Raw genomic sequence first — 24,689 nt, forward strand, 5'->3', positions numbered from 1 at the left:
CTTCGGTAACCACGGACAATCCGATCATTGTGATCACCGCCCCACTGCCGAGAACGGCCAGCGCGAGCTTGGTGCCTCGCGCAGTCGAAAGTCGAGCCATTGACGTCCCCCCGTTTCACTTCCCGGGGCTGGCGTCATCCCCGGTCAGCTTTGAGTGGACCCGCCGATGCTGGGGACAGCCTGTGACAGGGCTACCGGATGCCTGGACGCCTACAGGTAGGTGACGCCGAGCACGATCAGGGTGAACACCACCGGCGAGATCGGTAGACAGGCCAGAAAAGCCGCCGGTACCAAGCGCTTTCGCTGATACATCCGCCAGGCCAGCCAGCCGACCGCGGCCGACGCGACCGCAATCAGTGCCGCGAGGACCAGCACCCAGAAGTTCACCCGGTAGGCCGACGTCGCGATGGAGATACCGACCAGCCACAGGATGTGGCCGATCACGAAACCGCCGATCGCGGCGACGATTGTCGACGGGCTCAAAAGTTGATCATGTGGCCGGCGAGGCCGTGGAAGCATTCTTGGAGTGCCTCCGACAGCGTCGGGTGAGTGTGCACGTTGCGGGTCAGCTCGTTGACCGTCAGATCCCACTTCTGCGCCAGGGTGAGCTCGGGCAACAGCTCAGAGACGTCGGGTCCGATCAGGTGGGCGCCGAGCAGTTCGCCGTACTTGGTGTCGGCGATGACCTTGACGAAGCCGGTGGGATCAGCCAGGCCGTGCGCTTTGCCGTTGGCGGTGAACGGGAACTTCGCGACCTTGACGTCATAGCCTTCGTCACGCGCCTGCTCCTCGGTGAGGCCGAAGCTGGCGACCTGCGGCTGGCAGAACGTCGCGCGCGGCATCATCCGGTAGTCCCCCAGCGCCAGCGTCTCGGCGCCGGCGATGGTCTCGGCCGCCACCACACCCATGGCTTCGGCGACGTGGGCAAGCTGAAGCTTGGCGGTGACATCGCCGATGGCGTAGATGTGCGGCACGTTGGTGCGCATGTAGTCGTCGATGGCGATGGCCTTGCGGTCGGTCAGCGCGACCCCGGTGGCCTCCAGACCGTAGCCCTCGACGTTGGGCGCGAACCCGATGGCCTGCATGACCTTTTCGGTCTTGATCTCCTCGGTCTTGCCGTCCTTGCTGACGACGACCGTCACCGTCGAGCCGTCGTCGGTGATGGACTCGACCTTGGTGCCGGTGAGGATCTTGACGCCCAGCTTCTTGTACTGCTTCTCGATCTCCTTGGAGACCTCGGCGTCCTCGTTAGGCAGGGCGCGGGGCAGGAACTCGACGATGGTGACGTCCACGCCGTAGTTCTTCATCACGTAGGCGAACTCCATGCCGATCGCGCCGGCGCCGGCGATGACGATGGACTTCGGCAGGTCCCGGGACAGGATCTGCTCTTCGTAGGTGACGACGTTTTTCGACAGCGAGGTGCCGGGCACGAGCCGGGTGCTGCTGCCGGTGGCGATGATCGCATTGTCGAAGGTGAGGGTCTCGGTTCCGCCGTCGTTCAGCTTGACCGACAGGGTGTTGGCGTCGGTGAACGTGCCGTAGCCGGCGACCTCGGTGATCTTGTTCTTCTTCATCAGGAAATGCACGCCGGCGACGCGGCCGTCGGCGACCTTGCGGCTGCGGTCGAAGGCGGCACCGTAATCGAAGGTGGCCTCACCGGTGATGCCGAAGGTCTTGGCTTCCTTGGTGAAGATGTGCGCCAGTTCGGCGTTGCGCAGCAACGCCTTCGACGGGATGCAGCCGACGTTGAGGCACACCCCGCCCCAGTACTTGGGCTCGACGATGGCGGTGTTCAGCCCGAGTTGGGCCGCGCGGATCGCCGCGACGTATCCACCGGGTCCGGCTCCGAGAACAACGACGTCATAGTGGGTCACGCAGATAACCCTAGCGCGGCGGCGAGGCAGGTGGTCAGCCGATCACAGGCCGCGCGATCCATTCGAAGTAGTAGGCGCCGTGCAAGAAGGCCGCGGCCGCCACCGAAGCCATCGGCGCCGACATCAATGCGATGGCCAGGGCGGTGATCGCCGGCCGATTGGGCACCATCGAGACCAGCATGCTGGCCACCGCGCAGGCGATCAGATACAGCAGCACTCCGAAGACGGCGGGCGTCTTGTGCAGCGAGGTGTACCACCAGAAGTAGAAGCCCAGGCCACCGGCGGCGGCCAGGATCCAGACGGCGGCCACGATGAACACGAACTGCCAGCGCTTCACATACTGGTAGGTACCGTCGACCGCGGCCGGCGCGGGCGGCACGACGACCGGTTCGGCGTGCACCAATCCGTTGAGCGGCTGCATGAAGGCGTCGGTGTCGAAGTTCTCCAGCTCGCTGAACGCGTGCGGCGCCGGCTCGCCGAGTGCTCGCAGCGGGTCGGGGTGCGGGCCGGTGTCGAAGATCGGCGCGTGGTGCGGTTCGGTCGAGGGCAGGGACGTTTGTTCAGCCACCGGACACCACCTGAATGAGGACCAGCGTCGCGAGCCAGCCCGGGGCCATCGCCAGGACGAATGCACCGACCGTCGTAAGCCAGCGGCGACCGGAGAGCAGGATGGTCAGCATCCCGATCGCCCCTGGCACGCCAATCACCAATGCGACCACGAGGTCGGGACGAATCGAGGCGTTGACCAGCAGTGTGGTGACGACGGCGGCGACCAGGCCAGTCACACAACCGACCAGCAACGCGCTTGTGAGCAGCCATGCCCTAGGCAGGGGTATCACCCTTGTGACGATACGTGCCCAGACGCCGACTACGGCTGAACGGCTCCGGCGCGCCGACCTGGGATTGCACACGCGTCAGCGGCCTCGGCCACCACAAGATCGGTGCGTTCGGGCGGCCGCGCGCCCCGTTCATAGTCGGCTCCGGTCAGCGGCGGGGCGGCGGTCAGCAACGCGTTCTCCGCATCGGTGAACGCCCGCCCGCGGCTGAGAAAGCGCATCCCCTCGGGGGTTTCGAGGCTGAAGCCGCCGCCGCGGCCCGGCACCACGTCGATGACGAGCTGGGTGTGTTTCCACGTCTCGAACTGCGGGCCGGAGATCCACACCGGCGCGCCTTCGAGGACCCCGAGTAGGACGTCGCGGTCCCCGACGATGAAGTCGCCGTCGGGGTAACACATCGGCGACGAGCCGTCGCAGCATCCGCCGGACTGGTGGAACATCACCGGGCCGTGCCGTTGCTGGAGTCGATGCAAAAGGTCGGCCGCCGCCGCGGTGATCAATGCCCGCGGCGGCGCCTCGTGATGTCGGCGCGGTTGTGACCGCTCACCCGTGACAGCCGCGCCGAAATCGCTCATCAGAAGAAGCCCTGGGCCTTGTTGCTGTAGGAGACGAGCAGGTTCTTGGTCTGCTGGTAGTGGTCGAGCATCATCTTGTGGTTCTCGCGGCCGATACCGGACTGCTTGTAGCCGCCGAACGCCGCATGCGCGGGGTAGGCGTGGTAGCAGTTGGTCCACACCCGGCCGGCTTTGATATCGCGTCCGGCGCGGTAGGCGGTGTTGCCGTCACGGCTCCACACCCCCGCACCCAAGCCGTAGAGGGTGTCGTTGGCGATGCTGATGGCGTCGTCGTAGTCGGCGAACGACGTGACGGCCACAACAGGTCCGAAGATCTCCTCCTGGAAGATCCGCATGGCGTTATGCCCGGTGAAGATCGTCGGCTGGACGTAGTAGCCGCCATTGAGGTCGCCGCCGAGCTCAGCGCGTTCACCGCCGGTAAGCACCTGGGCGCCTTCGCTTTTGCCGATCTCGATGTAGGACAGGATCTTCTCGAGCTGATCGTTGGAAGCCTGGGCGCCGATCATCGTCTCGGTGTCCAGCGGGTCGCCCTGGCGCACCGCCTTGGTGCGAATCGCCGCCATCGCCAGGAACTCGTCGTAGATATCGGCCTGAATCAGGCTGCGCGACGGGCAGGTGCAGACTTCGCCCTGGTTGAGGGCGAACATCGTGAAGCCCTCCAACGCCTTGTCCTGGTACTCGTCGTTGGCGGCGAGGACGTCGGAGAAGAAGATGTTGGGGCTCTTGCCGCCGAGTTCGAGGGTGACGGGGATGAGGTTCTGGGAGGCGTACTGCATGATCAACCGGCCCGTGGTGGTCTCCCCGGTGAACGCGATCTTGGCGATCCGGTTGCTCGAGGCCAGCGGCTTGCCGGCTTCGACGCCAAACCCGTTGACCACGTTGATCACCCCGGCCGGCAACAGGTCGGCGATCAACGACACCAGATACAGCACCGAGGCCGGGGTCTGCTCAGCCGGCTTGAGCACCACCGCATTACCGGCAGCCAACGCCGGCGCCAGCTTCCACACCGCCATCAGGATCGGGAAATTCCACGGGATGATCTGCCCGACCACACCGAGGGGCTCGTGGAAGTGATACGCCACGGTGTCCTCGTCGATCTGCGACAGCGAGCCCTCCTGCGCGCGGATCGCGGCCGCGAAATACCGGAAATGGTCCACTGCCAACGGAATATCGGCCGCCAACGTCTCGCGGATCGGCTTGCCGTTATCCCACGACTCAGCCAGCGCGATCGACTCCAGGTTCGCCTCGATACGGTCGGCGATCTTGTTCAGGATCACCGCCCGCTCCCCCGCCGAGGTCTTGCCCCAGGCCGGGGCCGCGGCGTGCGCGGCATCCAACGCCAGCTCGATATCGGCCTCGGTCGACCGGGCCACCTCGCAGAACACCTCACCGGTTACGGGCGTGCGGTTCTCGAAATACTGCCCACCCACCGGCGGCACCCACTGCCCGCCAATGAAGTTCTCGTAACGCGACTGGAAGGACATCAACGATCCCTCCGAACCCGGCCGTGCGAACACTGTCATAAGTCCTCCTCTTCGAGACACTTTGCTTGCAAACGAATAGCACGCACCGCGGGTGCGGTGGACGCGGGCAACACCATTGACATGTCCGCGGGATAGCGGACGGTCACATCGATTCCGCCTGCGAATCGGTACGGCTGTGCGGCCAGCAAGCCGGCGAAGTGCTTGCGCAGCCGAGACAGTTCGGCGCGAACGGTGACCACACGGGATCGGTCACCGTACAGCTCGTCAGCCAGTTCAGGCGCCGTCCGGCCCTGAGGGTTGCGCGCCAGGATGAGCAGGATCTCGGCGTGGCGCAACGAGATGTCGTGACGCCACCGCCCGAACTGTCCCGTCATGTCCATCGCTGGAGCGCCGGCAATGCTGAGGTCAAGCGATACCTGCGCCAACGCCGGTGCGTCGTCGTCTTCGGTGGGCCGCACCAGCCACCCGCCGGGGAGCAGGTCGACGTCGCACATACCGAAGGTGGGAATCCAGAGCCGGCCCGGGGTGACGAGTTCGGGCAGCAGGATGCGGTTGTGCAGCGGCAGCGAGTCGACCGCGGCGACCCAGCCCTCCGGATCGACGGCCAGCGCCGGTTTGCCGATGCGGGCCAGGATCGGGGCGGCCACCATGCGCAGCCGGTTCAGGGTGCGGTCGTGCTGCGCGCGCAGATGCGATTCGGCCAGCCGGGCCACCGCGTCGACCAGGGCGACGGTCGTGGGGTGGACGGTCGCGGCGGGCCCCGACACGTCCACCACCCCGATCACGTGCCCGGTCCGCGGGTCGCGGATGGGTGCACCCGCGCAGGTCCAGGAGTGGTGGCTGCGGACGAAGTGCTCGGCCGAGAACACCTGAACGGCACGGTTGGAGACCAAGGCGGTGCCGATTGCGTTGGTGCCGACCTCGCCTTCCGACCAGCGCGCACCTTCGACGAAGCCGAGCCGGTCAGCGTTGCCCAGCACCGCGGGCGAACCGGAGCGCCACAGCACGCGGCCCTGCGCGTCGGCCACGACGAGGATGTTGGTCCCGTCGGCGACGATCGATTCCAGGCCGCGGGACACCTCGTCGAGCACCGCCATCAGGCCCGACGCCCGGCGCAACGCCTCCACGCCGCCGGATTCGACGACGGGTGGGGTGCGGCTGTCGGGGTCGACACCGGCAGAGATGAGGCGGCGCCAGGATTCGCCGATGACGTCACGGGGCCGCGCCGGGGCGCGGTGGCCTGACATCGTCGCGTCATAGACAGCCGACATCAACCGCGCGTAGCTACGTGGGTCTTCGCCGACCGCGACCGCGGGCTCAGGCACGTACGTCCCTTGCATCACTGCCGATTGTGCTCTGCATCTCAGCGGTAAACCAGGCCGCCGTCGATTAGGCCGGACTGGCCGGTCATGTAGTCGGCGTCGGGGCCGGCCAGATAGGACACGAATCCGGCCACATCGTCGGGGGTCTCGGCACGGCCGAGCGCGATACCGCCGACGAACTTGTCGTAGGTCTCGCCCTCGGCGGCACCGGTCAGTTCGGCGAAGCGCTTGTCGATCTCCACCCACATGTCGGTGCCGACGACACCCGGGCAGTAGGCGTTGACGGTGATCCCGTCGGCGGCGTGTTCCTTGGCGGCGGCCTGGGTCAGTGCCCGCACCGCGAACTTCGATGCGCTGTAGACGCCGAGCATCGCGAAGCCGTCGTGGCCGGCAATCGAGGAGGCATTAATGATCTTTCCGGGGCGGCCGAGTTCCTTGAACTTCGCGGCGGCCGCCTGGATACCCCACAGCACTCCGTTGACGTTGATCGCCCAGACTCGGGCCGTCTCCTCGGGGGTGACCTCGGCGATGGGGCCGACCAGGGCGATTCCGGCGTTGTTGACCATGATGTCGAAACCGCCGAGAGCCACGGTGGCGTGGTCGACGGCGGCGAACACCTGATCACGGTCACTCACGTCGGCGGCGAATGTCGATGTTTTGCAGCCGATTTCGGCGATCTCGGCAGCCACCGAGTCGACGCCGTCGGTGCGGAGGTCGACGAGTGCGACGTCAGCGCCGTCGCGGGCCAGCCGTAGTGCGATCCCTCGTCCGATGCCGCGGGCCGCCCCGGTGACCAGGGCTACTTTGCCTTCCAATGTCATGCGATGCTCCGTTCAGATGGTGGGGTCGACGAGCACTTTCATCTTCTTGCCGGCGTGCAGTGCCTCGAATCCTTCGTCGACGACGTCGTCGATGGGGATGGTGGTGACCCAGCCGGTGGTGTGATAGGCACCCTTGGCCATCAGTGCGATGACGGCTTCGAAGTCGGCGCCGGTGTAGCACAGCGAGCCCTGGATGCGGCTCTCGTTCATCACCAGGTTGAGAAGTGGTGTCTCCAATGGCTTTTCGTAGATCGCGACGCTGATCATCGGTTTGCGCGATCCCACACACGCCAGCGCTGTCGCGACTGCCGGGGTGACGCCCGCGGCGTCGAACACCGCGCCGGCTCCGCCTCCCCCGGTGTGGTCGGCGATGAAGGCGGGTACGTCCACGGCGGCGGGGTCGAGCGTGCGGGCGCCGAGCGCTTCGATGGCCGCGCGCCGCGTCGGTGACGGCTCGACGACAAGGACGTCGTCAATCCCCTTGCCGCGCAGCGCGAACCACAGACCGATCCCGATCGGTCCGGCCCCGAACACCATGGCGGTGTCGCCGGGGTGCACGTCGCCGAGGGTGGCGGCGTGGTAGGCCACCGACATCGGCTCGACGAGAGCGCCGAGTTCGAGAGAGACGTTGTCGGGCAGCTTATGCAGCATAGACGTCGGGACGGTCGTGTACTCGGCCATGCCGCCGTCGGACATCAAGCCGTGGAAGCCGATCTGATGGCAGACGTTGTAGTTGCCGGCCCGGCACGGTCCACAGTGGTCACATTTGTAGATGGGTTCGACCGCCACCCGGTCACCCTCGGCCCAGCCGGTGACGCCGTCGCCCAGCGCGGTGATGGTCCCGGAGAACTCGTGGCCGATCGTCAGCGGCAGTTGCTGCCCCGTCAGCGGGTGCGGTTCGGTGGGCACGAAGATCGGGCCCGCGTAGTACTCGTGGAGGTCGGTGCCGCAGATTCCGTTGAATCCGACCTTGAGTTTCACGCTGCCCGGCGCCGGCTGGGGTTCGGCGACGTCGTCGATCTCGACTTTGTTGGGCCCGTAGTAGACAGCTGCTTTCATATCGCAGTTCTATGTGACGGCGACCACACCCCGAAAGAGTTGCAGGGGGTTGCAGCCCCGGGTTGCAACTCCTCGCAACTCTTGTCGGGCGGCTGGGGGCGGGTGTGTCCTGGCTCACATGACATCAACACTGGAACCACAGACCGACCTGACGCCGCAGCAGCGGGTCGACGCCTGGCTGGCCGACTTCGAAGCCGCACTGGCTGCCCGCGACATCGAGCGGGTCGCCGGCATGTTCGCCGTCGACAGCTTCTGGCGCGACCTGGTGTCGTTCACCTGGAACATCAAGACCGTCGAGGGCCGCGACGCCATCGCCGGCATGCTCGCCGCCCGGCTCGACGACACCGACCCGTCGGGATTCCGCACCCGCGAGGAGCCGACGGCCGAGGGGGACGTCACCTCGGCGTTCATCGAGTTCGACACCGCGGTGGGCCGGGGAACCGGACATCTTCGCCTCAAGGGCGATCAGGCGTGGACGCTGCTGACCGCACTGCAGGAACTCAAGGGCTACGAAGAGCGCAAGGGTGCCTCCCGGGTAATGGGTGCGGTTCACGGCAGCGACCCGGATCCGCGGTCGTGGGCGGAGAAGCGCGCCGAAGAGGAGGCGGCTCTGGGCCGGACCGTGCAGCCGTACACGTTGGTGATCGGCGGCGGCCAGGGTGGGATCGCGTTGGGTGCGCGGCTGCGCCAACTCGGGGTGCCCGCCATCGTCGTCGACCGCCACGAGCGGCCCGGCGATCAGTGGCGCAAGCGCTACAAGTCGCTGTGCCTGCACGACCCGGTCTGGTACGACCACCTGCCGTACCTGCCGTTCCCGCAGAACTGGCCGGTGTTCGCGCCGAAGGACAAGATCGGTGACTGGCTGGAGTTCTACACGCGGGTGATGGAGGTGCCGTACTGGTCGAAGACCACGTGCCTGTCGGCGACGTTCGACGAGGCCGCCAAGCGGTGGAACGTCGACGTCGACCGCGACGGTGAGCGGCTCACCCTGCACCCCACCCACCTGGTGCTGGCCACCGGCATGTCGGGCAAACCGAGTGTTCCGACCCTGCCCGGGCAGGACGTCTTCCGCGGCGACCAGCACCACTCGAGTGCGCATCCCGGGCCGGACGCGTACGTAGGCAAGAAGGCGGTCGTGATCGGGTCCAACAACTCGGCCCACGACATCTGCAAGGCGCTCTACGAGAACGGCGTCGACGTGACCATGGTGCAACGGTCCTCGACGCATATCGTCAAGTCCGACAGCCTGATGGAGATCGGCCTGGGCGACCTGTACTCCGAACGCGCGCTGGCGGCGGGTATGACCACCGAGAAGGCCGACCTGACGTTCGCTTCGCTCCCCTACCGGATCATGCACGAATTCCAGATCCCGCTCTATGATCGGATGCGCGAGCGGGACAAGGAGTTCTATGACCGGCTCGAAGCGGCTGGCTTCGAGTTAGATTGGGGCGCAGACGGTTCCGGGCTGTTCATGAAGTACCTGAGGCGCGGGTCGGGCTACTACATCGACGTCGGGGCCTGCGATCTGGTGGCCGACGGCAAGATCAAACTGGCCCACGGTCAGGTCGCGCGGCTCACCGAGGATTCGGTGGTGCTGGCCGACGGGACGGAGTTGCCTGCCGACCTGGTGGTCTACGCCACCGGGTTCGGCTCGATGAACGGTTGGGCAGCCGATCTCATCGGCCAGGAGGTCGCCGACAAGGTGGGCAAGGTGTGGGGGTTGGGGTCGGACACCCCGAAGGACCCCGGACCGTGGGAGGGCGAGCAACGCAACATGTGGAAGCCCACCCAGCAGGAGAACCTGTGGTTCCACGGCGGCAATCTGCACCAATCACGGCATTACTCGCTGTATTTGGCCCTTCAGCTCAAGGCGCGTTACGAAGGGATCCCAACGCCGGTGTACGGCTTGCAGGAGGTGCACCACCTGAGCTGACGCTCACGCGACGGCGGTGGACCGGCGGATCTGGTTTCCGCCGGCCCGCTTCGCCTCGTACATCGCCATGTCGGCTTCGGCGATCACGCCCTCGATCAGGGTGCGGAAGTCCTGGGTTGTGTCCGGCACAGTGGCGCCCGCGATCCCGAGGCTGGCCGTGACACCCCACGGGTTGTCGGCGATCGTCGAACAGAGGCGACGCGCGAGCATCTCCACCTGACGTGGCGGTGATGCTTGGGCGAGCAGGAACTCCTCGCCACCGACGCGCGCGGCGATCACGCCCCGACCGCCGACTTCCCGAATCCGGGTGGCGACGTCGATGAGTACCTGGTCCCCAACGGCGTGGCCCAGGCTGTCGTTGAGCTGCTTGAACCCGTCGAGGTCGATCATCACCACGCTGAAGGACGCCAAACCGCCACGTGCGGCGCCGGCGATGAGCGCACGGGCCGAGCGGCGGAATCCTCGCCGATTGGCCAGGCCGGTCAGCGGATCGGTCGATACCGCGTCATTCCACAGCAGTCGCACCAGGATCTGCCCGCCGAATGGGACCAAGATTAGGCCACCGCTGGCAAGCAGGAGCGTGCCTACTGCCATCGCCACATCACCGGCCAGCCCCATGCGAACGACGCACGCCCCGGCCGTTCCGAGCGCCACGCTCACCGTGAGCACGAGGAGCCGCGGGCTATGTGCCATGGCCACATAAGCGGCGAGGCCGGCGAATGCCCAGCAGGTGAGCAATCCGGTGTGCGGATCGGACTGGGTCAGCGCCACGACGGCGATACCCACACTGCCGACGATCGAGAAGAGCACCGATTGTCGCTGGCTCGGCCAACGCACGGCGTACGCCACGGCCATAACGGCAAACGTGCCCGCGATCATCAGCACAACGCCCCGCGCCATACCGTGCTGGCCGGCCGGACTGATCGACATCAACACCACGGCGACGGTGAGCACCGCGAGAATCGCGGTCATGGCGCGACGCACAATCCCGAGGATGTGGCGGGACGCAAGGTAACCCGACAGCCAGTCGTAGCGGTCTGGTTGTCGCCACCACTGACGGACGTGGTTCACCCGTAGCCCCCGATCCTCACCAGGGACGATGGTACCGAGCGGCTCCGTTGTCGACGACCGGATCGAATTCGACCGACCCGGGTGCGCAGAATGGAGCACGTGACCAACGCGCCTGAAACTACCGACCCGTACCTGTGGCTCGAGGAGGTCACCGGCGACGAGGCCATGGCCTGGGTGCGAGCTCACAACGAACCCGCCATCGCCGAATTCAGCGGGGAAGCGTTCGAGGAGATGCGCGCCGAGGCGCTGGAGGTGCTCGACACTGATGCGCGGATTCCGTACGTACGCCGGCGCGGCGAGTACCTCTACAACTTCTGGCGCGACGCCGCGCACCCGAAAGGTTTGTGGCGTCGCACCACCCTGGAGAGCTACCTCGCCGAGACTCCGGACTGGGACGTCATCCTCGATGTCGACGACCTGGCCCGCGCCGACGGCGAGAACTGGGTGTGGGCCGGTGCCGATGTCATCGAACCCGACCACAGCCTGGCGCTGATCAGCCTGTCCCGCGGCGGCTCTGATGCTGCCGTGGTACGCGAGTTCGATATGGCGACAAGGGAATTCGTGGCGGGTGGTTTCGAGTTGCCGGAGGCGAAGTCCAACGTCACGTGGGAAGACCACGACACCGTCCTGGTCGGTACGGACTTCGGCCCCGATTCGATGACCGAATCCGGCTACCCGCGAGTGGTCAAGCGGTGGAAGCGCGGGCAGCCGCTGAGCGAGGCTGCGACGGTGTTCACCGGGCCGGTCACCGACGTGATCGTGTCGGCCTCGGTGGACCGGACACCGGGATACGAACGCACCCTGATCTACCGGGCCATCGACTTCTTCAACGACGATGTCTACCAACTCCGTTCAGGTGAACTGGTTCGGATCGACGCGCCGACGGATGCCACCTTGTCGGTGCATCGGCAGTGGCTGCTCATCGAGTTGCGCACCGACTGGCACACCGGACGCGGGTCGTACCGGGCGGGTTCGCTGCTCGCCGCCGACTACGAGCAATTCCTCGACGGCACAGCTGATGTGGCCGTCGTGTTCGAGCCCGACGAACACACCTGCCTGCATCAGTACTCGTGGACTCGGGATCGACTCGTGATGGTGACGCTCGCCGATGTGGCGAGCAACGTCGAGGTGGTGACACCCGGAACCTGGACGCGGGAGCCGGTGACCGGACTCGCGTCGAGTACCAACACGGTCATCGTGGCGGCCGACAGCGACGGTGACGAAATCTTCTTGGATTCCAGCGGATTCGTCACTCCGTCCCGGCTGCTACACGGGGTGGTCGGTGGTGAACTGACCGAGATCAAGCGAGCGCCGTCATTCTTCGACGCAGCGGATCTCGAAGTGTCACAGCACTTTGCGACATCCGACGATGGGACGGCGGTGCCGTACTTCGTGGTCAGCCACAGGCATCGCGAAGCTCCCGGCCCCACCCTGTTGGGCGGGTACGGCGGGTTCGAGGTCTCCCGGACGCCGGGCTATGACGGGGTGCTGGGCCGGTTGTGGTTGTCGCGGGGCGGAACCTACGTGCTGGCCAATATCCGCGGCGGGGGCGAGTACGGGCCGACATGGCACACCCAGGCGATGCGGGAAGGCCGGCACAAGGTGGCCGAGGACTTCGCGGCGGTGGCGCGGGACCTCGTCGACCGCGGGATCACGACCGTCGCGCAACTCGGGGCACAAGGCGGCAGCAACGGCGGACTGCTGATGGGCATCATGCTGACGAAGTACCCGCAGCACTTCGGCGCGCTGGTCTGCCAGGTTCCGCTGCTGGACATGAAGCGCTTCCATCTGCTGCTGGCCGGTGCGTCCTGGGTCGCCGAGTACGGCGACCCGGACGAGCCCGCGGACTGGCAGTTCATCGCCGAGTACTCGCCGTATCAGAACATCAACACCGACAAGCGTTATCCCCCAGTGCTGATCACGACCTCGACGCGCGACGACCGGGTGCATCCCGGGCATGCCCGCAAGATGACCGCCGCGCTGGAAGAGGCCGGCCACGACGTCTGGTACTACGAAAACATCGAGGGCGGGCACGCCGGGGCGGCCGACAATGCGCAGACGGCATTCAAGTCGGCGCTGAGCTACTCGTTCCTGCACCGGATGCTGGACTGAGGGTGAGTTGACCAGCAAACATCGCGTAGTACCCTTTAGCTAACAGCTAACTGCGGAGGGGTACAGCGGTGCAGGTCGACGTCGGTGAGATGCGTTCGGGTGCAAACCGGGCATACAGCGCGGCCTGGCTTGCCATGGAGGGCGCCGATCGGCTGGCGCGCGGCACGGTCGCCGCGGGGATCTTCGGCGACTTCGGCGCAGCCGAGTCATTCTGCGGGGCACTCGACCAAGCGCATACCGCCCACGTGCAGCGTCTACGCGATCACGAGAACCGGCTGGGGGTTCTTGGCGACAAGGCTCACACGACTGCGTCGGCGTTCGTCGATATGGAGGAGCGCAACGCCGAGGCGCTGCGTTCGGTGCTGTGACCGATTACCCGAGCCTCACACATATCAGTGTCGCCGCGCTGATCGGTGAGGCCGGTGGTGATCCATGGATGGTCGACGCGACGGTTCAGAGCGGCGATCCCGGGGCCATTTCCGATTTGGGACGTGCCTTCTTCGACGCCGGTGCCTGCACGGCCGAGACCTACAAGGAGTTCGAGGCGGCGCAAGCGCGCTTTCGTGCGTCCTGGAATCGGGAGAGTGGCGAACACCCGATCAACGACAGTGCAGAAGTTCAGCGGGCGACCACCAGGTTGATGGTCCAGCAGGACCAGCTACCGGCCATCGGGGCTGACTTGGCCGGCATTGCGGCGACTCTGGCTGAGACACAACGGTTCTCCGGTATGGAGGTAGCCAATCTCAACACGCAGCTGGAGTACATCGATGCGCTGATCGGTCAGGCACTGGCCAACGACCAAGACATATCGGCGTTGGAGGACAGCGCGATCACGGCTACCTCCAACGTTCTTCACCAGGTGACCGCGTTGCGCGACGATTACACGGGCAAGCTCGACGCATCGCTGACCGCGTTGCGCGCCGACCACGGATACGACCCGGCACCGATCGAAGACGTGGACGGCGACGGCGAGCTCGGGCCCGAACAGCGCGGCCGGGAAGCCACGGATTGGTACGACGCGAATCGGCGGGCTCAGGACGAGGCATTGGTGAATAGCGGCGGTCCGATGACGCCGGAAAAAGCTGCTGCTGCAGCACGATTGCGGGACCTGGCCACCACCGGGAATCCTGCTGCTGCTCCGGATGCGCGGCGGTTGGCCGGTGAACGTCTTGACGACTTCCGGATGGCCAACTTCGTCGGACCGTTGCCGATGGACCCGGTCGTCGGCGGTGACGCCCGGAGTCGGGCACGATCGAGATTGGACATGCAGCAGCGGCTCGAGCAGGGTACCTACGGCTTGCCGCCGATGACCTCCGATCAGGCGACGCAGGCGCTCGACGAAGGTGAGCAGTTCGGACGTGTCGTCGCGGTGAACCGGGCGATGACGGCGCTGACGAGTCAGGGAATGTCGGAAGACGGGGCGAAGTTAGTGATCGGCGACTTGCTCAAGCGAGCGGGCGATGTCACCGCAATAACTGGACCGGTATCCGAGGGCGTCGAGGCCTATGCCGAGCGGATACCCGGTGGGCGGCACGCCATGCCGGAGGACTTGTTGTCACCATCCGACGCAGCGAAGTGGGCTCATATAGCTGGCAAGGTAGGAAAATTCGGCGACCTGATCGAACTAGGGACTGCGGTGAACGATTTTGCCCACGGCGGCAGTGCAGAAGAGTTTGGCAGCACGCTCGGTGGTGTGGCAGGTGGCTCCGCCGCCGCATGGGGCGCTGCAGCGCTGGCTGGATCGTTCACCGGCCCGTGGACCACCGCGGCCATTGTTGTCGCGGCCAGCGTTCTCGGCGGTGTTGGCGGCGAACAGCTGGGCGGTGGAATCGGATCCGTATTCGACACCGCCTCTGGTACTGGCAGCGGCGGGGGATAGAGGTGGTGAGGGTGCAAGACATCTTCGGGTATCTGACACTGGGCGCGCTCGCCTGCGCCGCGATACTCAGCAGCTTCCCGCTCTGGAAGTCCGCCACATTGTCGCCGGACTCGATCGAACGGCGAGTGTGGTGGACGTGCTGCGTCTTCGCAGTTGGGTGTGTTTTCCTCTCGCAATGGCCCGCCTGGGGGCGCGGACTGTTCGGATCGACCATGTTGGCACTAGCACTGACCGCCGTCGCTGGCCGCTGGACGACTTTCATCAAAATCAACGGTCGGATCTATAGCGCCTCTAGCCGTCCCGATCGGCCGCCAGCGCTTGCCGACCAAGACGACGCCGAATAGCCGAGGATCCGCGCGTCCGTACAGCATCGGCGACGTCAGGACACTAGCTCGACTTCGCCAACCCCACCAGCAGCGTCACGATCACCCCGATAACGACCAAGCCGCCGCCCACGACCAGCGAGATGTTCAGCCACTGATGCATGCTGTTCACCGCGGTGTTCACCATGGCCTCGGCGATCCGCCGAATATTGCCCGACGAGTTGTCCAGCACGGTGTTCAAATGCCGGCGGCCGAATTCTATTGCTGCCCAGCCTAACCCACCGACCAGCAGTGCCGAGACACCCAGACCCACCAGCATCTTGCCGCGGCTGCGGGCGATGAACAGCGTCAACAAAGCGAACACCGCGGCCAGCACGGTCAACCCCACACTCGCCCACGGCCCGTAGGTTGCCACCTGCCGCAAGGCACCCGGTCGCAGTATCGACGGGGCGTTGTCGGTCAACGGAATTGGCACCGACGTCGGGATAGTGATGTTGTAGTCGCTCAGCGTCTCCTTGAATGCGACGTCGGAGAGCATCGGCGCGAAGTCGATCACCCACCGGCCCTGGGAGTCGACGCTGGACTGCACCGAATCGGTGAACAGCCACCGATGTGCAAAGCGGTTCGCCTGCGCAAACTGCCCGGGGAACGCTGAACTCGCGGTGTAGGTGGACGCGACCAGGCTGACAGTGCCGGTGTTGACGCCCGTACCCAGCCGGGCAACCTGCGTCGTCAACTCCCCGGCCATCGCCGCCTTCAGGGCAGGGTCAGCGGCGGCCTTCTGTGCTAGCGCCGCATACCCGTCGCCGTCGACCAGATTCTGCTGCACCCACGCCGCGGGCACAGCGAGTGCCAGCAGGACCGTAGTGACAAGCCACATCAGGAGCGTGGCCACGAACCGCACGCGTCCCCACTTTCCGGGACGCGCTCAGCTCAGTCGGAATGAGACGTGGCGCGGCCCACGATCAACGGATCAGGATTGCCGACCACTTCATGATCCTTGTTGTCGTAGTTGAACTTACTCAGGACATGCCGCATGGCATTGATCCGGGCACGCTTTTTGTCGTTGCTCTTGATGACCGTCCACGGCGCGATCTCGGTGTCCGTCCAGGCGAACATGTCTTCCTTGGCGGCGGTGTAGTCATGCCACTTGTCGAGCGAGGCCAGATCTGTCGGGGACAGTTTCCACTGCCGCACCGGGTCGACCTGCCGGATGGTGAACCGGGTGCGCTGCTCAGCGGAAGTCACCGAGAACCACAGTTTGGTCAGGCTGATGCCGTCGTTGACCAGCATCTGTTCGAACAGCGGCGCCTGCCGGACGAACTCGGCGTGCTGCTTGGGCGTGCAGTAGCCCATCACCCGCTCGACTCCGGCGCGGTTGTACCAGGACCGGTCGAACAGCACGATCTCACCTGCTGCCGGCAGGTGGTTGACGTAGCGCTGGAAGTACCACTGGGTGGTTTCCTTCTCGGTCGGCTTCTCCAGCGCCACCACCCGCGCGCCGCGGGGGTTGAGATGCTCCATGAAGCGCTTGATGGTGCCGCCCTTGCCTGCGGCGTCGCGACCCTCGAAGACGATCACGTGCCGGTGCCCGTGGGCCTGGCTCCACTTCTGCAGCTTCAGCAGTTCGATCTGCAGCAGCCGCTTCTGCTCCTCGTACTCGCTGCGCGACATCCGCTCGTCGTACGGGTAGTTCTCCCGCCAGGTGTCGACGGCGAGGCCGGCGGCGTCGAGCAGCACCGGGTCGTCATCGTCGTCGTCATAAACCTTGAAGCCGTTCAGTTCAAGTGTCACGCGCGCAAATTAGCTTGCGCGTTCAACGTCAAGGTGACGCAGGAGTGAACGACGGGTGGCGCGCCCGACGCACAATCGCCGCGGCAATACACACCACTGAGCTGCCCAGCAAGACCGCCCCGACCGCGTCGGTGAAGTAGTGATACGACACCGCCTGCCCGAGCACACCGAGCACCGCCCACACCGCGGCGCCCACCACCACCCACCAGCGGGCCCCCAGCGCCAGAACCACCATGCCGAGTACGACCACCATCAGCGTCGTATGACCGCTGGGATAGGCCAGCGCACCTTCCTTCTGCCGACCGAACAGATGCTTGAGCGCGCGCGCAATCATCACTGCCGCAACAGGACTCACCATCATCACGAGCGCGAGCATCCACCGTCGGCCCCACAGCGCCACTGCCACCGCACCCAGCAGAACCAGAGCGACGGTACGCAAGTCGGTAAAGAACAGCAGCTTGCCCAGCGCACTACCGTGAGCCTGCTGAAACCAGTCGTCGACCGGAGTGGAGGAATCCCCCACCGCTACACCGAGCGCCACCATCAGCGGTGTGGCGGTCAGCGGCCACCACAGCAGGCCCCTCAGCGCGAGATTCCCCGGATGTAGGCGGCCTGGCCGAGGTGCTGCATGCAGTCGTCGAAGATGCTGACAAGTCGTGCACTCGCCGTCACCGGCGGATCCCAGTTCTCGTCGACCACGCGTGCGAGTTCCTCGGTGGTGATGGTGGCGATGTACTCCAGCGTCATCTTGTGCACGGCGTGGTAGTAGCCGGCCAGCAGATCGGCCGGGGCCCGCACCTTGCCGACCTCTTCGGGAGTGTGCCCGTAGCCGTGGGCATCTCGCGGCAGGTCGAGGTTGAACTGATCCACCCAGCCGCCGCTGAACCACACCTGCTCACCGCCGACGATCGCCGCCACCTGGGCGTCCTGGATCCGCGCGCTGTGCCAGATCAGCCAGGCGATGCTGTTGGCCGTCGAGGTGGGCCGGAAGAAGGAGACCTCGTCGGTCAGGTCGTCGGTGAGGTCGTCGACGTGCTCGATGATGCGAGTGAAGGAGTCGCGCAGGAGCTCGCGCGCGGCTTCGGCATCCGTAGGTGAGTCGGCCATGCCTTCAGACGCTACGCGGAGTTGGTCGGGGTCTGGGCTGCGGGTTGTGCGCCGTGGAAGACCGCTTCGACGTTGTTGCCGTCCGGGTCGCGGACGAACGCACCGTAATAGCCGGGGTGGTACTCCGGCCACAGCCGCGGCGCGTGCAGCGACTCCGCCCCCAGACCCAGTGCGGCGTCATAGAAGGCCTGGACCGCGGCCTCGTCCGCAGCGGCGAACGCGACGTGCACCTCGCGGTTGGGCCCCATCCCGGCACCGTCGGCGATCCAGAACTCGGGATGGCCGTCGCGGCCGTAGCCGACCGCCGGGCCGACATCCATGACCCGCAGATATCCGAGGACGGACAGCACCCGGTCGTAGAACTCCTGCGATTTCGGGTAGTCCGCGCAATTGATTCCGAAGTGATCGATCACAGCCTCCATAATGCAGGCGACTCCGACGTAATCTCGATGCCATGAGCTACGACCTGGTCATCCGCAATGGCATCATCGTCGACGGGCTGGGAGGCGAACCATATCCCGGCGATGTCGCGGTCTCCGACGGCGTCATCGTGGCCGTCGGCACCGTCGCCGGGGCCGGCGCCCGGGAGATCGACGCGACCGATCTGCTGGTCACCCCCGGATTCGTCGACCTGCACACCCATTACGACGGCCAGGCGATCTGGTCGGATCGGATGACGCCGTCGTCGGCGCACGGGGTGACAACCGCGGTAATGGGAAACTGCGGCGTCGGCTTCGCGCCGTGCCGCCCGGAGGACCACGACGTACTCGTCGATGTCATGGCCGGCGTCGAGGACATCCCCGGCGTCGTGATGGTCGACGGCCTGCCATGGACGTGGGAGACCTTCCCCGAATTCCTCGACGCACTGGATTCGCGGCAGCGGGATATCGACGTCGCCGCGTTCCTGCCGCATTCCCCGCTGCGGGTGTACGTGATGGGTCAACGCGGCGTCGACCGCGAGCTGCCCACTCCCGAGGACCTGGCGATGATGCGCAAGCTTGCCGAGGAGGCGATTCGCGCTGGCGCGCTGGGCTTCGCGTCATCCCGGCTGACGTTACATAAAACCTCTGGTGGACAACCGATTCCGAGCTACGAGGCGCAGTACGAGGAGATCGAGGCGATCGCCCGGGGTGTCGACGACGCTGGCGGCGGGCTGCTGCAATTCGTGCCGGACCTGATGGCCGGCGACTACGAGGGTGCCCTCGCCGCGGTGTTCGACGTCGCCGCGGAAGTTGGGTTGCCAGTGACCTTCACACTCGCGATCGGCAATGCGGGGCCGCCGATTCACCTCGACGCCCTGCGGATGGTGGAGAAGGCCAACGCCAACGGCGGTGAGGTCACGGGCCAGATCTTCCCGCGACCGATCGGTCTGGTACTCGGTTTGGACCTGTCCGGCAACCCGTTCGTGCTCTACCCCAGCTACCTGGAGATCGCTCACCTTCCCCTCGCCGAGCGCGTCGCCGAGATGCGCAAACCCGAAGTGCGGATGCGTATCCTGAACGACACACCGTCAAGTGAAGGTCATCCCCTGATGTTCGCGGCACAGGCGTGGAATTACATGTTCCCGCTCGGCGATCCGCCGAACTACGAACCCTCGGCTGAGGATTCGATCGGCGCACGGGCCGCCGCACGTGGCGTCAGCCCGCTCGAGGAGGCATACGACCGGCTGCTCGACGACGACGGTCACGCCATGTTGCTGGTGACGCTGGCCAACTTCCGGGACAACTCCTTGGATACGGTGGCCGAGCTGATCCAACGCGACGATGTCGTCCTGGGCCTGGGCGACGGCGGCGCGCATTACGGAATGATCTGCGACGCAAGCTTTCCCACCTACATGCTGACGCACTGGGTGCGGGACAGGCCGTCGGGCCGGCTGCCAGTGGAACGGGTCATTCAGGAACTGACGTCGGTGCCCGCCCGGATCGCCGGACTGGCCGACCGCGGTCGGATCGCGGTGGGCTACAAAGCGGACGTCAACGTGATCGATCCCGACGCACTGCAGCTGCACCGGCCGACGGTCAAGGCCGACCTGCCCGCAGGTGGGCGCCGGCTGGACCAGACAGCCGACGGCTACGTCGCGACGATCGTCTCCGGTGAGGTCATCTCCGAGAACGGCGTGCCCACGGCGGCGCGGCCGGGCAAGCTGGTTCGCGGACGTCAGGCGGCACCCCTGCCTGCGCACGCACGGTGAGCCGCGTCGCACCGCTTGCGCCGCCGTGGAGTGACTCCGACGCCGCCGACATCGGCAGCTGGGGGCACCCCGACCGGACCTATGAGCCGCTGCTGCTGGTGCGCTGCCTGCAACGTCACCCGGCGATGGCCCGGAAACTGCGCAAGCTCGGCGAATCGCTCTACCTCGACACGCGGCTGCCGCCGCGGACCCGAACCATCGCGATCCTGCGGATCTGCGGGCTGGTGCACTGCGCCTACGAGTGGGGCGGGCAGGCCGCGTTCTGGGGGCCGATTGCCGGGGTGTCCGGCGACGAGGCCGACGCTTTGGCCGTGGGCGATCCCGCCGATCCGCGGTGGAGCCCCCAGGAGCGCACGCTCATCACCGCTGTCGACGAATTGGAGCACACCGGGTCGTGGTCGTCGCAGACCTGGGCCGCGCTCGGCGAGAGCCTCGACGACGAGCAGCGGATGGAGCTGCTGATCGCGGTCGGCTGGTACCGAACGGTCTGCACGCTCTGCAACGGGCTCGACCTGCCGGTCGACGGGTGGATGCGGCCCTGGCCGGGTTCAGCGCCGTGACGTGTCGCGCTTGAGCGCGGGGTGCTGACTGGTCAACAGCGGCAGCAGCACCTTGTGCGGCAGCAGCTGGAAGATTCGGGTGCTGATCACGTTCTGGATGCCGGCGATCACGTCGCCCCGGTCTTCCGCGAGCGCGTCGATACCGATCTTGGCGACGGCCCGCGACGGCATCCACATGAATTTCGGGAAGGCGTCGGCGAATTCGCGTTCGTCCATCCCGGCGGCGCTGAGGAACTCGGTACGCACCGGGCCGGGGTGGAGCACCGCCGCGGTGACGCCGGTGCCGGCGAGCTCGCCGCGGAGTCCGGCGGTGAAGGAGCGGACGAACGCCTTGGTGGCCGCATAACCGGCTTGGCCCGGGAAGGGCTGGAAACCGGCCGTCGACCCGACGTTGAGGATCGCTCCGCGACCGCGGGGCACCATCTGCTGGACGGCCCGCGAGGTGAGGTCGATGACGGCCTCGACGTTGACCCGGACCTGGGCGATCTCGTCGGCCACCGGGGCGGTGGCCACCGAGCCGACGACGCCGATACCGGCATTGTTGACCAGAATGTCGACGGTCAGGCCACGTGCCGCGACCTCGTCGAACAGTGCGGCGCGGGCAGCAGGGTCGGCGACGTCGGCCGCAATGACTTCGACGCGAACCTGGTCGGCGAGTTCGGCGGCGAGCTCTCTGAGCTTGTCCTCGCGGCGGGCGACCAGTGTGACGCCGTGCCCGCGTGCCGCGAGTTCGCGGGCGAGGTCGGCGCCGATGCCCGAGGACGCCCCGGTCACGACTGCGGTGGACGAGGGCGAGGCAGCAGGTAACGGCATGTCGTCGGCAACCTGTGTGCTCCCCGTCATATTCCCTGAGCGCTCACTCTCCTGAGCGCCGAGTGTGCGGTTTCGTACGCGACCCGCCGTCAGTGGCGTATGAGGATGCACACTCACCACGTCCGCGGCAGCCTCGCGACTCGAGTGCGCGACCGACCCGGTCGAGGAAGGCGTGCGGACGATTGTGCAACATCGAGCTTGTCAGTCGGACGTCTATCCAGCCTAATTCGGGCAACATGGCGTAGCGCTCGACATCATTGGACCGCTGCTTCGGGTCGGTCCAATGATGGGCACCATCGAAGTCAACCCCTACCCGCCACTGCGGCCATCCCATATCCAATCTGGCCACGACGAATCCATTCTCGTCGCATACGCGGATCTGCGTCTCCGGCCGCGGGAATCCGTTGCGCAGGAGCACTATTCGAGTCAGCGACTCGTACGGCGACTCGGATCCGCCGTCCACTATCTCCAACACTCGACGTAGCTGGTCGAGCCCACGCACGCCACTGTGACGTGTGATGACCGCATGGACGTCGTCGACCTTGAAATCGGTGGCCCTCATCAGTGCGTCGAGCCGCTGCACGGCCGGGACGAATGCGAGCCGACGGCCGAGGTCGAAGGCCGTACGAGCCGGCGTGGTGACGGGTAATCCGAGCACCGATTGAGATTCGCCCGGAAACAACCGATCGCTGCGAACGGTGATCAGTGCCGGTGGGCGGCGATTGGAGTGCACAAGTTCGGCAGGGAGTTCAGGCTCAATCCACTTGGAGCCCAACAACGCCGACGCCGACAAACCGGCGAGAACTCCTTTGCGCCCAGACCACAGCCAAGCTGCCCGAGCACGATCGACGGCCGTTAGGTCGACACCGCGCGGCAGCCATACTCCTGGATAGATGGCCTCGTGGAAGCGCCGCAACTGACGGAATGTCAGGGCATCGGCAGCCAACACCTCGGCCGCCCGAAACGGCCACGGAAGCGTCTGCATGTGCGAAGGGTGGCAGTGCCGCGCGAAACACGACTTCGCCCATCCACAGCCACGCTGAGTGTGCGGTTCCATACGCGGATCGCGGCGTGTTGCGTATGAAACCGCACACTCGCGAGCAAGACAACGAAAAGCCCCGGTGCGCGGAGCGCACCGGGGCTTTTTCGTACAGGGACTTAGAAGTCCATACCGCCCATGCCACCGGTCGGGTCGCCCGCAGGTGCGGCGGCCTTCTCCGGCTTGTCGGCAACGACGGCCTCGGTGGTGAGGAACAGCGCCGCGATGGACGCCGCGTTCTGCAGCGCCGAGCGGGTGACCTTCACCGGGTCGGCAACGCCGGCCTTGAGCAGGTCCTCGTACACACCAGTGGCGGCGTTGAGGCCGGTGCCCCCGGGAGAGTTGCGGACCTTCTCGGCGACAACGCCCGGCTCCAGGCCGGCGTTGAAGGCGATCTGCTTCAGCGGAGCCTCGAGCGCAACACGCACGATGTTGGCGCCAGTGGCCTCGTCACCGGTCAGCGACAGCTCCTCGAGCGCCGGGGCAGCCTGCAGCAGGGCCACGCCGCCACCGGCGACGATGCCCTCTTCGACAGCAGCCTTGGCGTTGCGCACGGCATCTTCGATGCGGTGCTTGCGCTCCTTGAGCTCCACCTCGGTGGCAGCTCCGGCCTTGATCACCGCAACACCGCCGGCCAGCTTGGCCAGGCGCTCCTGCAGCTTCTCGCGGTCGTAGTCGGAGTCGCTGTTCTCGATCTCGGCGCGGATCTGCGCCACGCGACCGGCGATGGCCTCGGAGTCGCCCGCACCCTCGACGATGGTGGTCTCGTCCTTGGTCACCACGACCTTGCGAGCCTGACCCAGCAGCGACACGTCAGCGGTCTCCAGGGAGAGGCCGACCTCTTCGCTGACGACCTGGCCACCGGTGAGGATGGCGATGTCCTGCAGCATGGCCTTGCGGCGGTCACCGAAGCCCGGAGCCTTGACGGCCACAGACTTGAAGGTGCCACGGATCTTGTTGACCACCAGGGTGGACAGGGCTTCGCCCTCGACGTCCTCGGCGATGATCAGCAGCGGCTTGCCGGACTGGATGACCTTCTCCAGCAGGGGCAGCAGATCCTTGACGGTCGACACCTTGGAGCTCACCAGCAGGATGTAAGGATCCTCCAGGATGGCTTCCTGACGCTCGGCGTCGGTGACGAAGTAGCCCGAGATGTAGCCCTTGTCGAAGCGCATACCCTCGGTGAGCTCCAGCTGCAGGCCGAAGGTGTTGGACTCCTCGACGGTGATGACACCCTCGTTGCCCACCTTGTCCATGGCCTCGGCGATCAGGTCGCCGATGGTCTGGTCGCCCGCGGAAATACCGGCCGTGGCCGCGATCTGCTCCTTGGTCTCGACCTCCTTGGCGCTCTTCAGCAGCGTCTCGGTGATCTTCTCGACGGCCTTCTCGATGCCGCGCTTGAGGCCGAGCGGGTTCGCGCCGGCCGCGACGTTGCGCAGACCTTCACGGACCAGAGCCTGGGCCAGAACGGTGGCGGTGGTGGTGCCGTCGCCCGCGACGTCGTCGGTCTTCTTGGCGACTTCCTTGACCAGCTCAGCGCCGATCTTCTCGTAGGGGTCCTCCAGCTCGATCTCCTTGGCGATGGACACACCATCGTTGGTGATCGTGGGGGCGCCCCACTTCTTCTCCAGGACGACGTTGCGACCCTTGGGGCCCAGCGTCACCTTTACCGCGTCGGCGAGGGCGTTGAGGCCCCGCTCGAGGCCGCGGCGTGCCTCTTCGTCGTAAGCAATGATCTTGGACATTGCGAAGTGAATCCTCCGGTTGGGGGTTACACGCTTCTGGCCGGACGCAGTGCCCGCGACGGACGACCGCTGCTGTGTTCGGCTGCGGTCTCACCGTCCCGACCTAGCACTCACTGGTCGCGAGTGCCAACGTCATTCTTAGCACTCGACC

General features: G+C 66.2%; 25 protein-coding genes. 7 read left to right on the forward strand and 18 right to left on the reverse strand.

What is annotated here, in order from left to right; translation table 11 throughout:
* Positions 1–210 precede the first annotated feature (210 nt).
* Genes HBE64_RS21355 through HBE64_RS21395 form a run of 9 tightly spaced genes read right to left on the reverse strand, consistent with a single transcriptional unit; the run spans position 211 to position 7,971 of the window.
* Positions 211–483 carry a hypothetical protein gene (locus tag HBE64_RS21355; RefSeq protein WP_371744023.1) on the reverse strand — a complete coding sequence of 91 codons (273 nt, stop codon included), beginning with the start codon at positions 481–483 and terminating at the stop codon, positions 211–213.
* Complete coding sequence (lpdA, locus tag HBE64_RS21360; protein ID WP_167106783.1) at positions 480–1,874, reverse strand: dihydrolipoyl dehydrogenase; 1,395 nt, start codon at positions 1,872–1,874, stop codon at positions 480–482. The genes HBE64_RS21355 and lpdA overlap by 4 nt, the downstream gene beginning before the upstream one ends.
* A gap of 34 nt (positions 1,875–1,908) precedes the next feature.
* A complete protein-coding gene (locus tag HBE64_RS21365) occupies positions 1,909–2,442 on the reverse strand; it encodes a hypothetical protein (protein WP_167106786.1) in 534 nt (177 codons plus the stop codon).
* Positions 2,435–2,713, reverse strand: a complete 279-nt coding sequence (locus tag HBE64_RS21370; RefSeq protein ID WP_167106789.1) for a putative holin — start codon at positions 2,711–2,713, stop codon at positions 2,435–2,437. Before HBE64_RS21370 ends, HBE64_RS21365 begins: the two co-directional genes overlap by 8 nt.
* A gap of 29 nt (positions 2,714–2,742) precedes the next feature.
* Positions 2,743–3,285, reverse strand: coding sequence for a DUF779 domain-containing protein (locus HBE64_RS21375; RefSeq protein WP_243841412.1), 543 nt, complete (start codon positions 3,283–3,285; stop codon positions 2,743–2,745).
* On the reverse strand, positions 3,285–4,808 hold the full coding sequence (gene adh, locus HBE64_RS21380; RefSeq protein WP_167106792.1) for an aldehyde dehydrogenase: 1,524 nt from the start codon (positions 4,806–4,808) through the stop codon (positions 3,285–3,287). The genes HBE64_RS21375 and adh overlap by 1 nt, the downstream gene beginning before the upstream one ends.
* Positions 4,805–6,109, reverse strand: a complete 1,305-nt coding sequence (locus HBE64_RS21385; RefSeq protein ID WP_167106795.1) for a GAF domain-containing protein — start codon at positions 6,107–6,109, stop codon at positions 4,805–4,807. Before HBE64_RS21385 ends, adh begins: the two co-directional genes overlap by 4 nt.
* A 23-nt stretch (positions 6,110–6,132) precedes the next feature.
* Entirely contained in the window at positions 6,133–6,912 is a 780-nt protein-coding gene (locus tag HBE64_RS21390) for an acetoin reductase (RefSeq protein WP_167106798.1), read from the reverse strand.
* A 12-nt stretch (positions 6,913–6,924) separates the two neighbouring features.
* Positions 6,925–7,971 carry a 2,3-butanediol dehydrogenase gene (locus HBE64_RS21395; RefSeq protein ID WP_167106801.1) on the reverse strand — a complete coding sequence of 349 codons (1,047 nt, stop codon included), beginning with the start codon at positions 7,969–7,971 and terminating at the stop codon, positions 6,925–6,927.
* 118 nt (positions 7,972–8,089) lie between these two features.
* Here HBE64_RS21395 and HBE64_RS21400 point away from each other — a divergent pair, with 118 nt between their 5' ends.
* A complete protein-coding gene (locus HBE64_RS21400) occupies positions 8,090–9,904 on the forward strand; it encodes an NAD(P)/FAD-dependent oxidoreductase (protein WP_208300521.1) in 1,815 nt (604 codons plus the stop codon).
* A 3-nt stretch (positions 9,905–9,907) separates the two neighbouring features.
* On the opposite strand, the gene HBE64_RS21405 is transcribed toward HBE64_RS21400, so the two are convergent.
* A complete protein-coding gene (locus tag HBE64_RS21405; RefSeq protein ID WP_167106807.1) occupies positions 9,908–10,876 on the reverse strand; it encodes a diguanylate cyclase in 969 nt (322 codons plus the stop codon).
* Between the two features lie 198 nt (positions 10,877–11,074).
* Between HBE64_RS21405 and HBE64_RS21410 the strand changes: the two genes are divergently transcribed.
* The 4 genes from HBE64_RS21410 to HBE64_RS21425 all read left to right on the forward strand — a co-directional run bounded on the left by HBE64_RS21410 (position 11,075) and on the right by HBE64_RS21425 (position 15,310).
* Positions 11,075–13,087, forward strand: a complete 2,013-nt coding sequence (locus tag HBE64_RS21410; protein ID WP_371744024.1) for a prolyl oligopeptidase family protein — start codon at positions 11,075–11,077, stop codon at positions 13,085–13,087.
* A gap of 68 nt (positions 13,088–13,155) precedes the next feature.
* Positions 13,156–13,455 carry a DUF2563 family protein gene (locus HBE64_RS21415; RefSeq protein ID WP_167106813.1) on the forward strand — a complete coding sequence of 100 codons (300 nt, stop codon included), beginning with the start codon at positions 13,156–13,158 and terminating at the stop codon, positions 13,453–13,455.
* The gene (locus HBE64_RS21420; RefSeq protein ID WP_167106816.1) at positions 13,452–14,966 is read left to right on the forward strand and encodes a hypothetical protein; all 1,515 of its coding nucleotides are present in this window, start codon (positions 13,452–13,454) and stop codon (positions 14,964–14,966) included. Before HBE64_RS21415 ends, HBE64_RS21420 begins: the two co-directional genes overlap by 4 nt.
* Before the next feature lie 11 nt (positions 14,967–14,977).
* Positions 14,978–15,310 carry a hypothetical protein gene (locus tag HBE64_RS21425; RefSeq protein WP_167106819.1) on the forward strand — a complete coding sequence of 111 codons (333 nt, stop codon included), beginning with the start codon at positions 14,978–14,980 and terminating at the stop codon, positions 15,308–15,310.
* 43 nt (positions 15,311–15,353) lie between these two features.
* On the opposite strand, the gene HBE64_RS21430 is transcribed toward HBE64_RS21425, so the two are convergent.
* Genes HBE64_RS21430 through HBE64_RS21450 form a run of 5 tightly spaced genes read right to left on the reverse strand, consistent with a single transcriptional unit; the run spans position 15,354 to position 18,603 of the window.
* Positions 15,354–16,193 (reverse strand): hypothetical protein, encoded by an 840-nt coding sequence (locus tag HBE64_RS21430; protein WP_167106822.1) that lies wholly within the window; start codon positions 16,191–16,193, stop codon positions 15,354–15,356.
* A 29-nt stretch (positions 16,194–16,222) separates the two neighbouring features.
* Positions 16,223–17,083: a polyphosphate kinase 2 gene (gene ppk2 / locus HBE64_RS21435; protein ID WP_167106825.1), complete on the reverse strand. Its 861-nt coding sequence runs from the start codon at positions 17,081–17,083 to the stop codon at positions 16,223–16,225.
* 28 nt (positions 17,084–17,111) lie between these two features.
* On the reverse strand, positions 17,112–17,606 hold the full coding sequence (locus tag HBE64_RS21440) for a PA-phosphatase (protein WP_371744025.1): 495 nt from the start codon (positions 17,604–17,606) through the stop codon (positions 17,112–17,114).
* 59 nt (positions 17,607–17,665) lie between these two features.
* The gene (locus tag HBE64_RS21445) at positions 17,666–18,190 is read right to left on the reverse strand and encodes a mycothiol transferase (protein WP_167106828.1); all 525 of its coding nucleotides are present in this window, start codon (positions 18,188–18,190) and stop codon (positions 17,666–17,668) included.
* Between the two features lie 11 nt (positions 18,191–18,201).
* Entirely contained in the window at positions 18,202–18,603 is a 402-nt protein-coding gene (locus tag HBE64_RS21450; protein WP_167106831.1) for a VOC family protein, read from the reverse strand.
* A 41-nt stretch (positions 18,604–18,644) separates the two neighbouring features.
* Here HBE64_RS21450 and HBE64_RS21455 point away from each other — a divergent pair, with 41 nt between their 5' ends.
* Together HBE64_RS21455 and HBE64_RS21460 are read left to right on the forward strand one after the other, a co-directional pair.
* The gene (locus tag HBE64_RS21455; protein WP_167106834.1) at positions 18,645–20,381 is read left to right on the forward strand and encodes an amidohydrolase family protein; all 1,737 of its coding nucleotides are present in this window, start codon (positions 18,645–18,647) and stop codon (positions 20,379–20,381) included.
* A complete protein-coding gene (locus HBE64_RS21460; RefSeq protein ID WP_167106837.1) occupies positions 20,378–20,941 on the forward strand; it encodes a carboxymuconolactone decarboxylase family protein in 564 nt (187 codons plus the stop codon). The genes HBE64_RS21455 and HBE64_RS21460 overlap by 4 nt, the downstream gene beginning before the upstream one ends.
* On the opposite strand, the gene HBE64_RS21465 is transcribed toward HBE64_RS21460, so the two are convergent.
* The 3 genes from HBE64_RS21465 to groL all read right to left on the reverse strand — a co-directional run bounded on the left by HBE64_RS21465 (position 20,930) and on the right by groL (position 24,538).
* Entirely contained in the window at positions 20,930–21,754 is an 825-nt protein-coding gene (locus HBE64_RS21465) for an SDR family oxidoreductase (protein WP_167106840.1), read from the reverse strand. The genes HBE64_RS21460 and HBE64_RS21465 overlap by 12 nt on opposite strands.
* A 43-nt stretch (positions 21,755–21,797) precedes the next feature.
* The gene (locus tag HBE64_RS21470) at positions 21,798–22,739 is read right to left on the reverse strand and encodes a hypothetical protein (RefSeq protein ID WP_243841413.1); all 942 of its coding nucleotides are present in this window, start codon (positions 22,737–22,739) and stop codon (positions 21,798–21,800) included.
* 173 nt (positions 22,740–22,912) lie between these two features.
* Complete coding sequence (gene groL / locus HBE64_RS21475; RefSeq protein ID WP_167106844.1) at positions 22,913–24,538, reverse strand: chaperonin GroEL; 1,626 nt, start codon at positions 24,536–24,538, stop codon at positions 22,913–22,915.
* Between the last annotated feature and the right edge of the window lie 151 nt (positions 24,539–24,689).

Origin of the sequence: Mycobacterium sp. DL592 (assembly GCF_011694515.1) — a bacterium.
In the GTDB taxonomy this organism is placed as follows: domain Bacteria; phylum Actinomycetota; class Actinomycetes; order Mycobacteriales; family Mycobacteriaceae; genus Mycobacterium.

What these genes read in the sequence shown, in the direction of transcription:
- HBE64_RS21375 (WP_243841412.1), bottom strand. Translation starts at nt 3,285, where the DNA reads ATGAGCGATTTCGGCGCGGCTGTCACGGGTGAGCGGTCACAACCGCGC.
- adh (WP_167106792.1), bottom strand. Translation starts at nt 4,808, where the DNA reads ATGACAGTGTTCGCACGGCCGGGTTCGGAGGGATCGTTGATGTCCTTC.
- HBE64_RS21385 (WP_167106795.1), bottom strand. Translation starts at nt 6,109, where the DNA reads ATGCAAGGGACGTACGTGCCTGAGCCCGCGGTCGCGGTCGGCGAAGAC.
- HBE64_RS21390 (WP_167106798.1), bottom strand. Translation starts at nt 6,912, where the DNA reads ATGACATTGGAAGGCAAAGTAGCCCTGGTCACCGGGGCGGCCCGCGGC.
- HBE64_RS21395 (WP_167106801.1), bottom strand. Translation starts at nt 7,971, where the DNA reads ATGAAAGCAGCTGTCTACTACGGGCCCAACAAAGTCGAGATCGACGAC.
- HBE64_RS21400 (WP_208300521.1), top strand. Translation starts at nt 8,090, where the DNA reads ATGACATCAACACTGGAACCACAGACCGACCTGACGCCGCAGCAGCGG.
- HBE64_RS21405 (WP_167106807.1), bottom strand. Translation starts at nt 10,876, where the DNA reads ATGACCGCGATTCTCGCGGTGCTCACCGTCGCCGTGGTGTTGATGTCG.
- HBE64_RS21445 (WP_167106828.1), bottom strand. Translation starts at nt 18,190, where the DNA reads ATGGCCGACTCACCTACGGATGCCGAAGCCGCGCGCGAGCTCCTGCGC.
- HBE64_RS21455 (WP_167106834.1), top strand. Translation starts at nt 18,645, where the DNA reads ATGAGCTACGACCTGGTCATCCGCAATGGCATCATCGTCGACGGGCTG.
- HBE64_RS21465 (WP_167106840.1), bottom strand. Translation starts at nt 21,754, where the DNA reads ATGCCGTTACCTGCTGCCTCGCCCTCGTCCACCGCAGTCGTGACCGGG.
- HBE64_RS21470 (WP_243841413.1), bottom strand. Translation starts at nt 22,739, where the DNA reads ATGCAGACGCTTCCGTGGCCGTTTCGGGCGGCCGAGGTGTTGGCTGCC.
- groL (WP_167106844.1), bottom strand. Translation starts at nt 24,538, where the DNA reads ATGTCCAAGATCATTGCTTACGACGAAGAGGCACGCCGCGGCCTCGAG.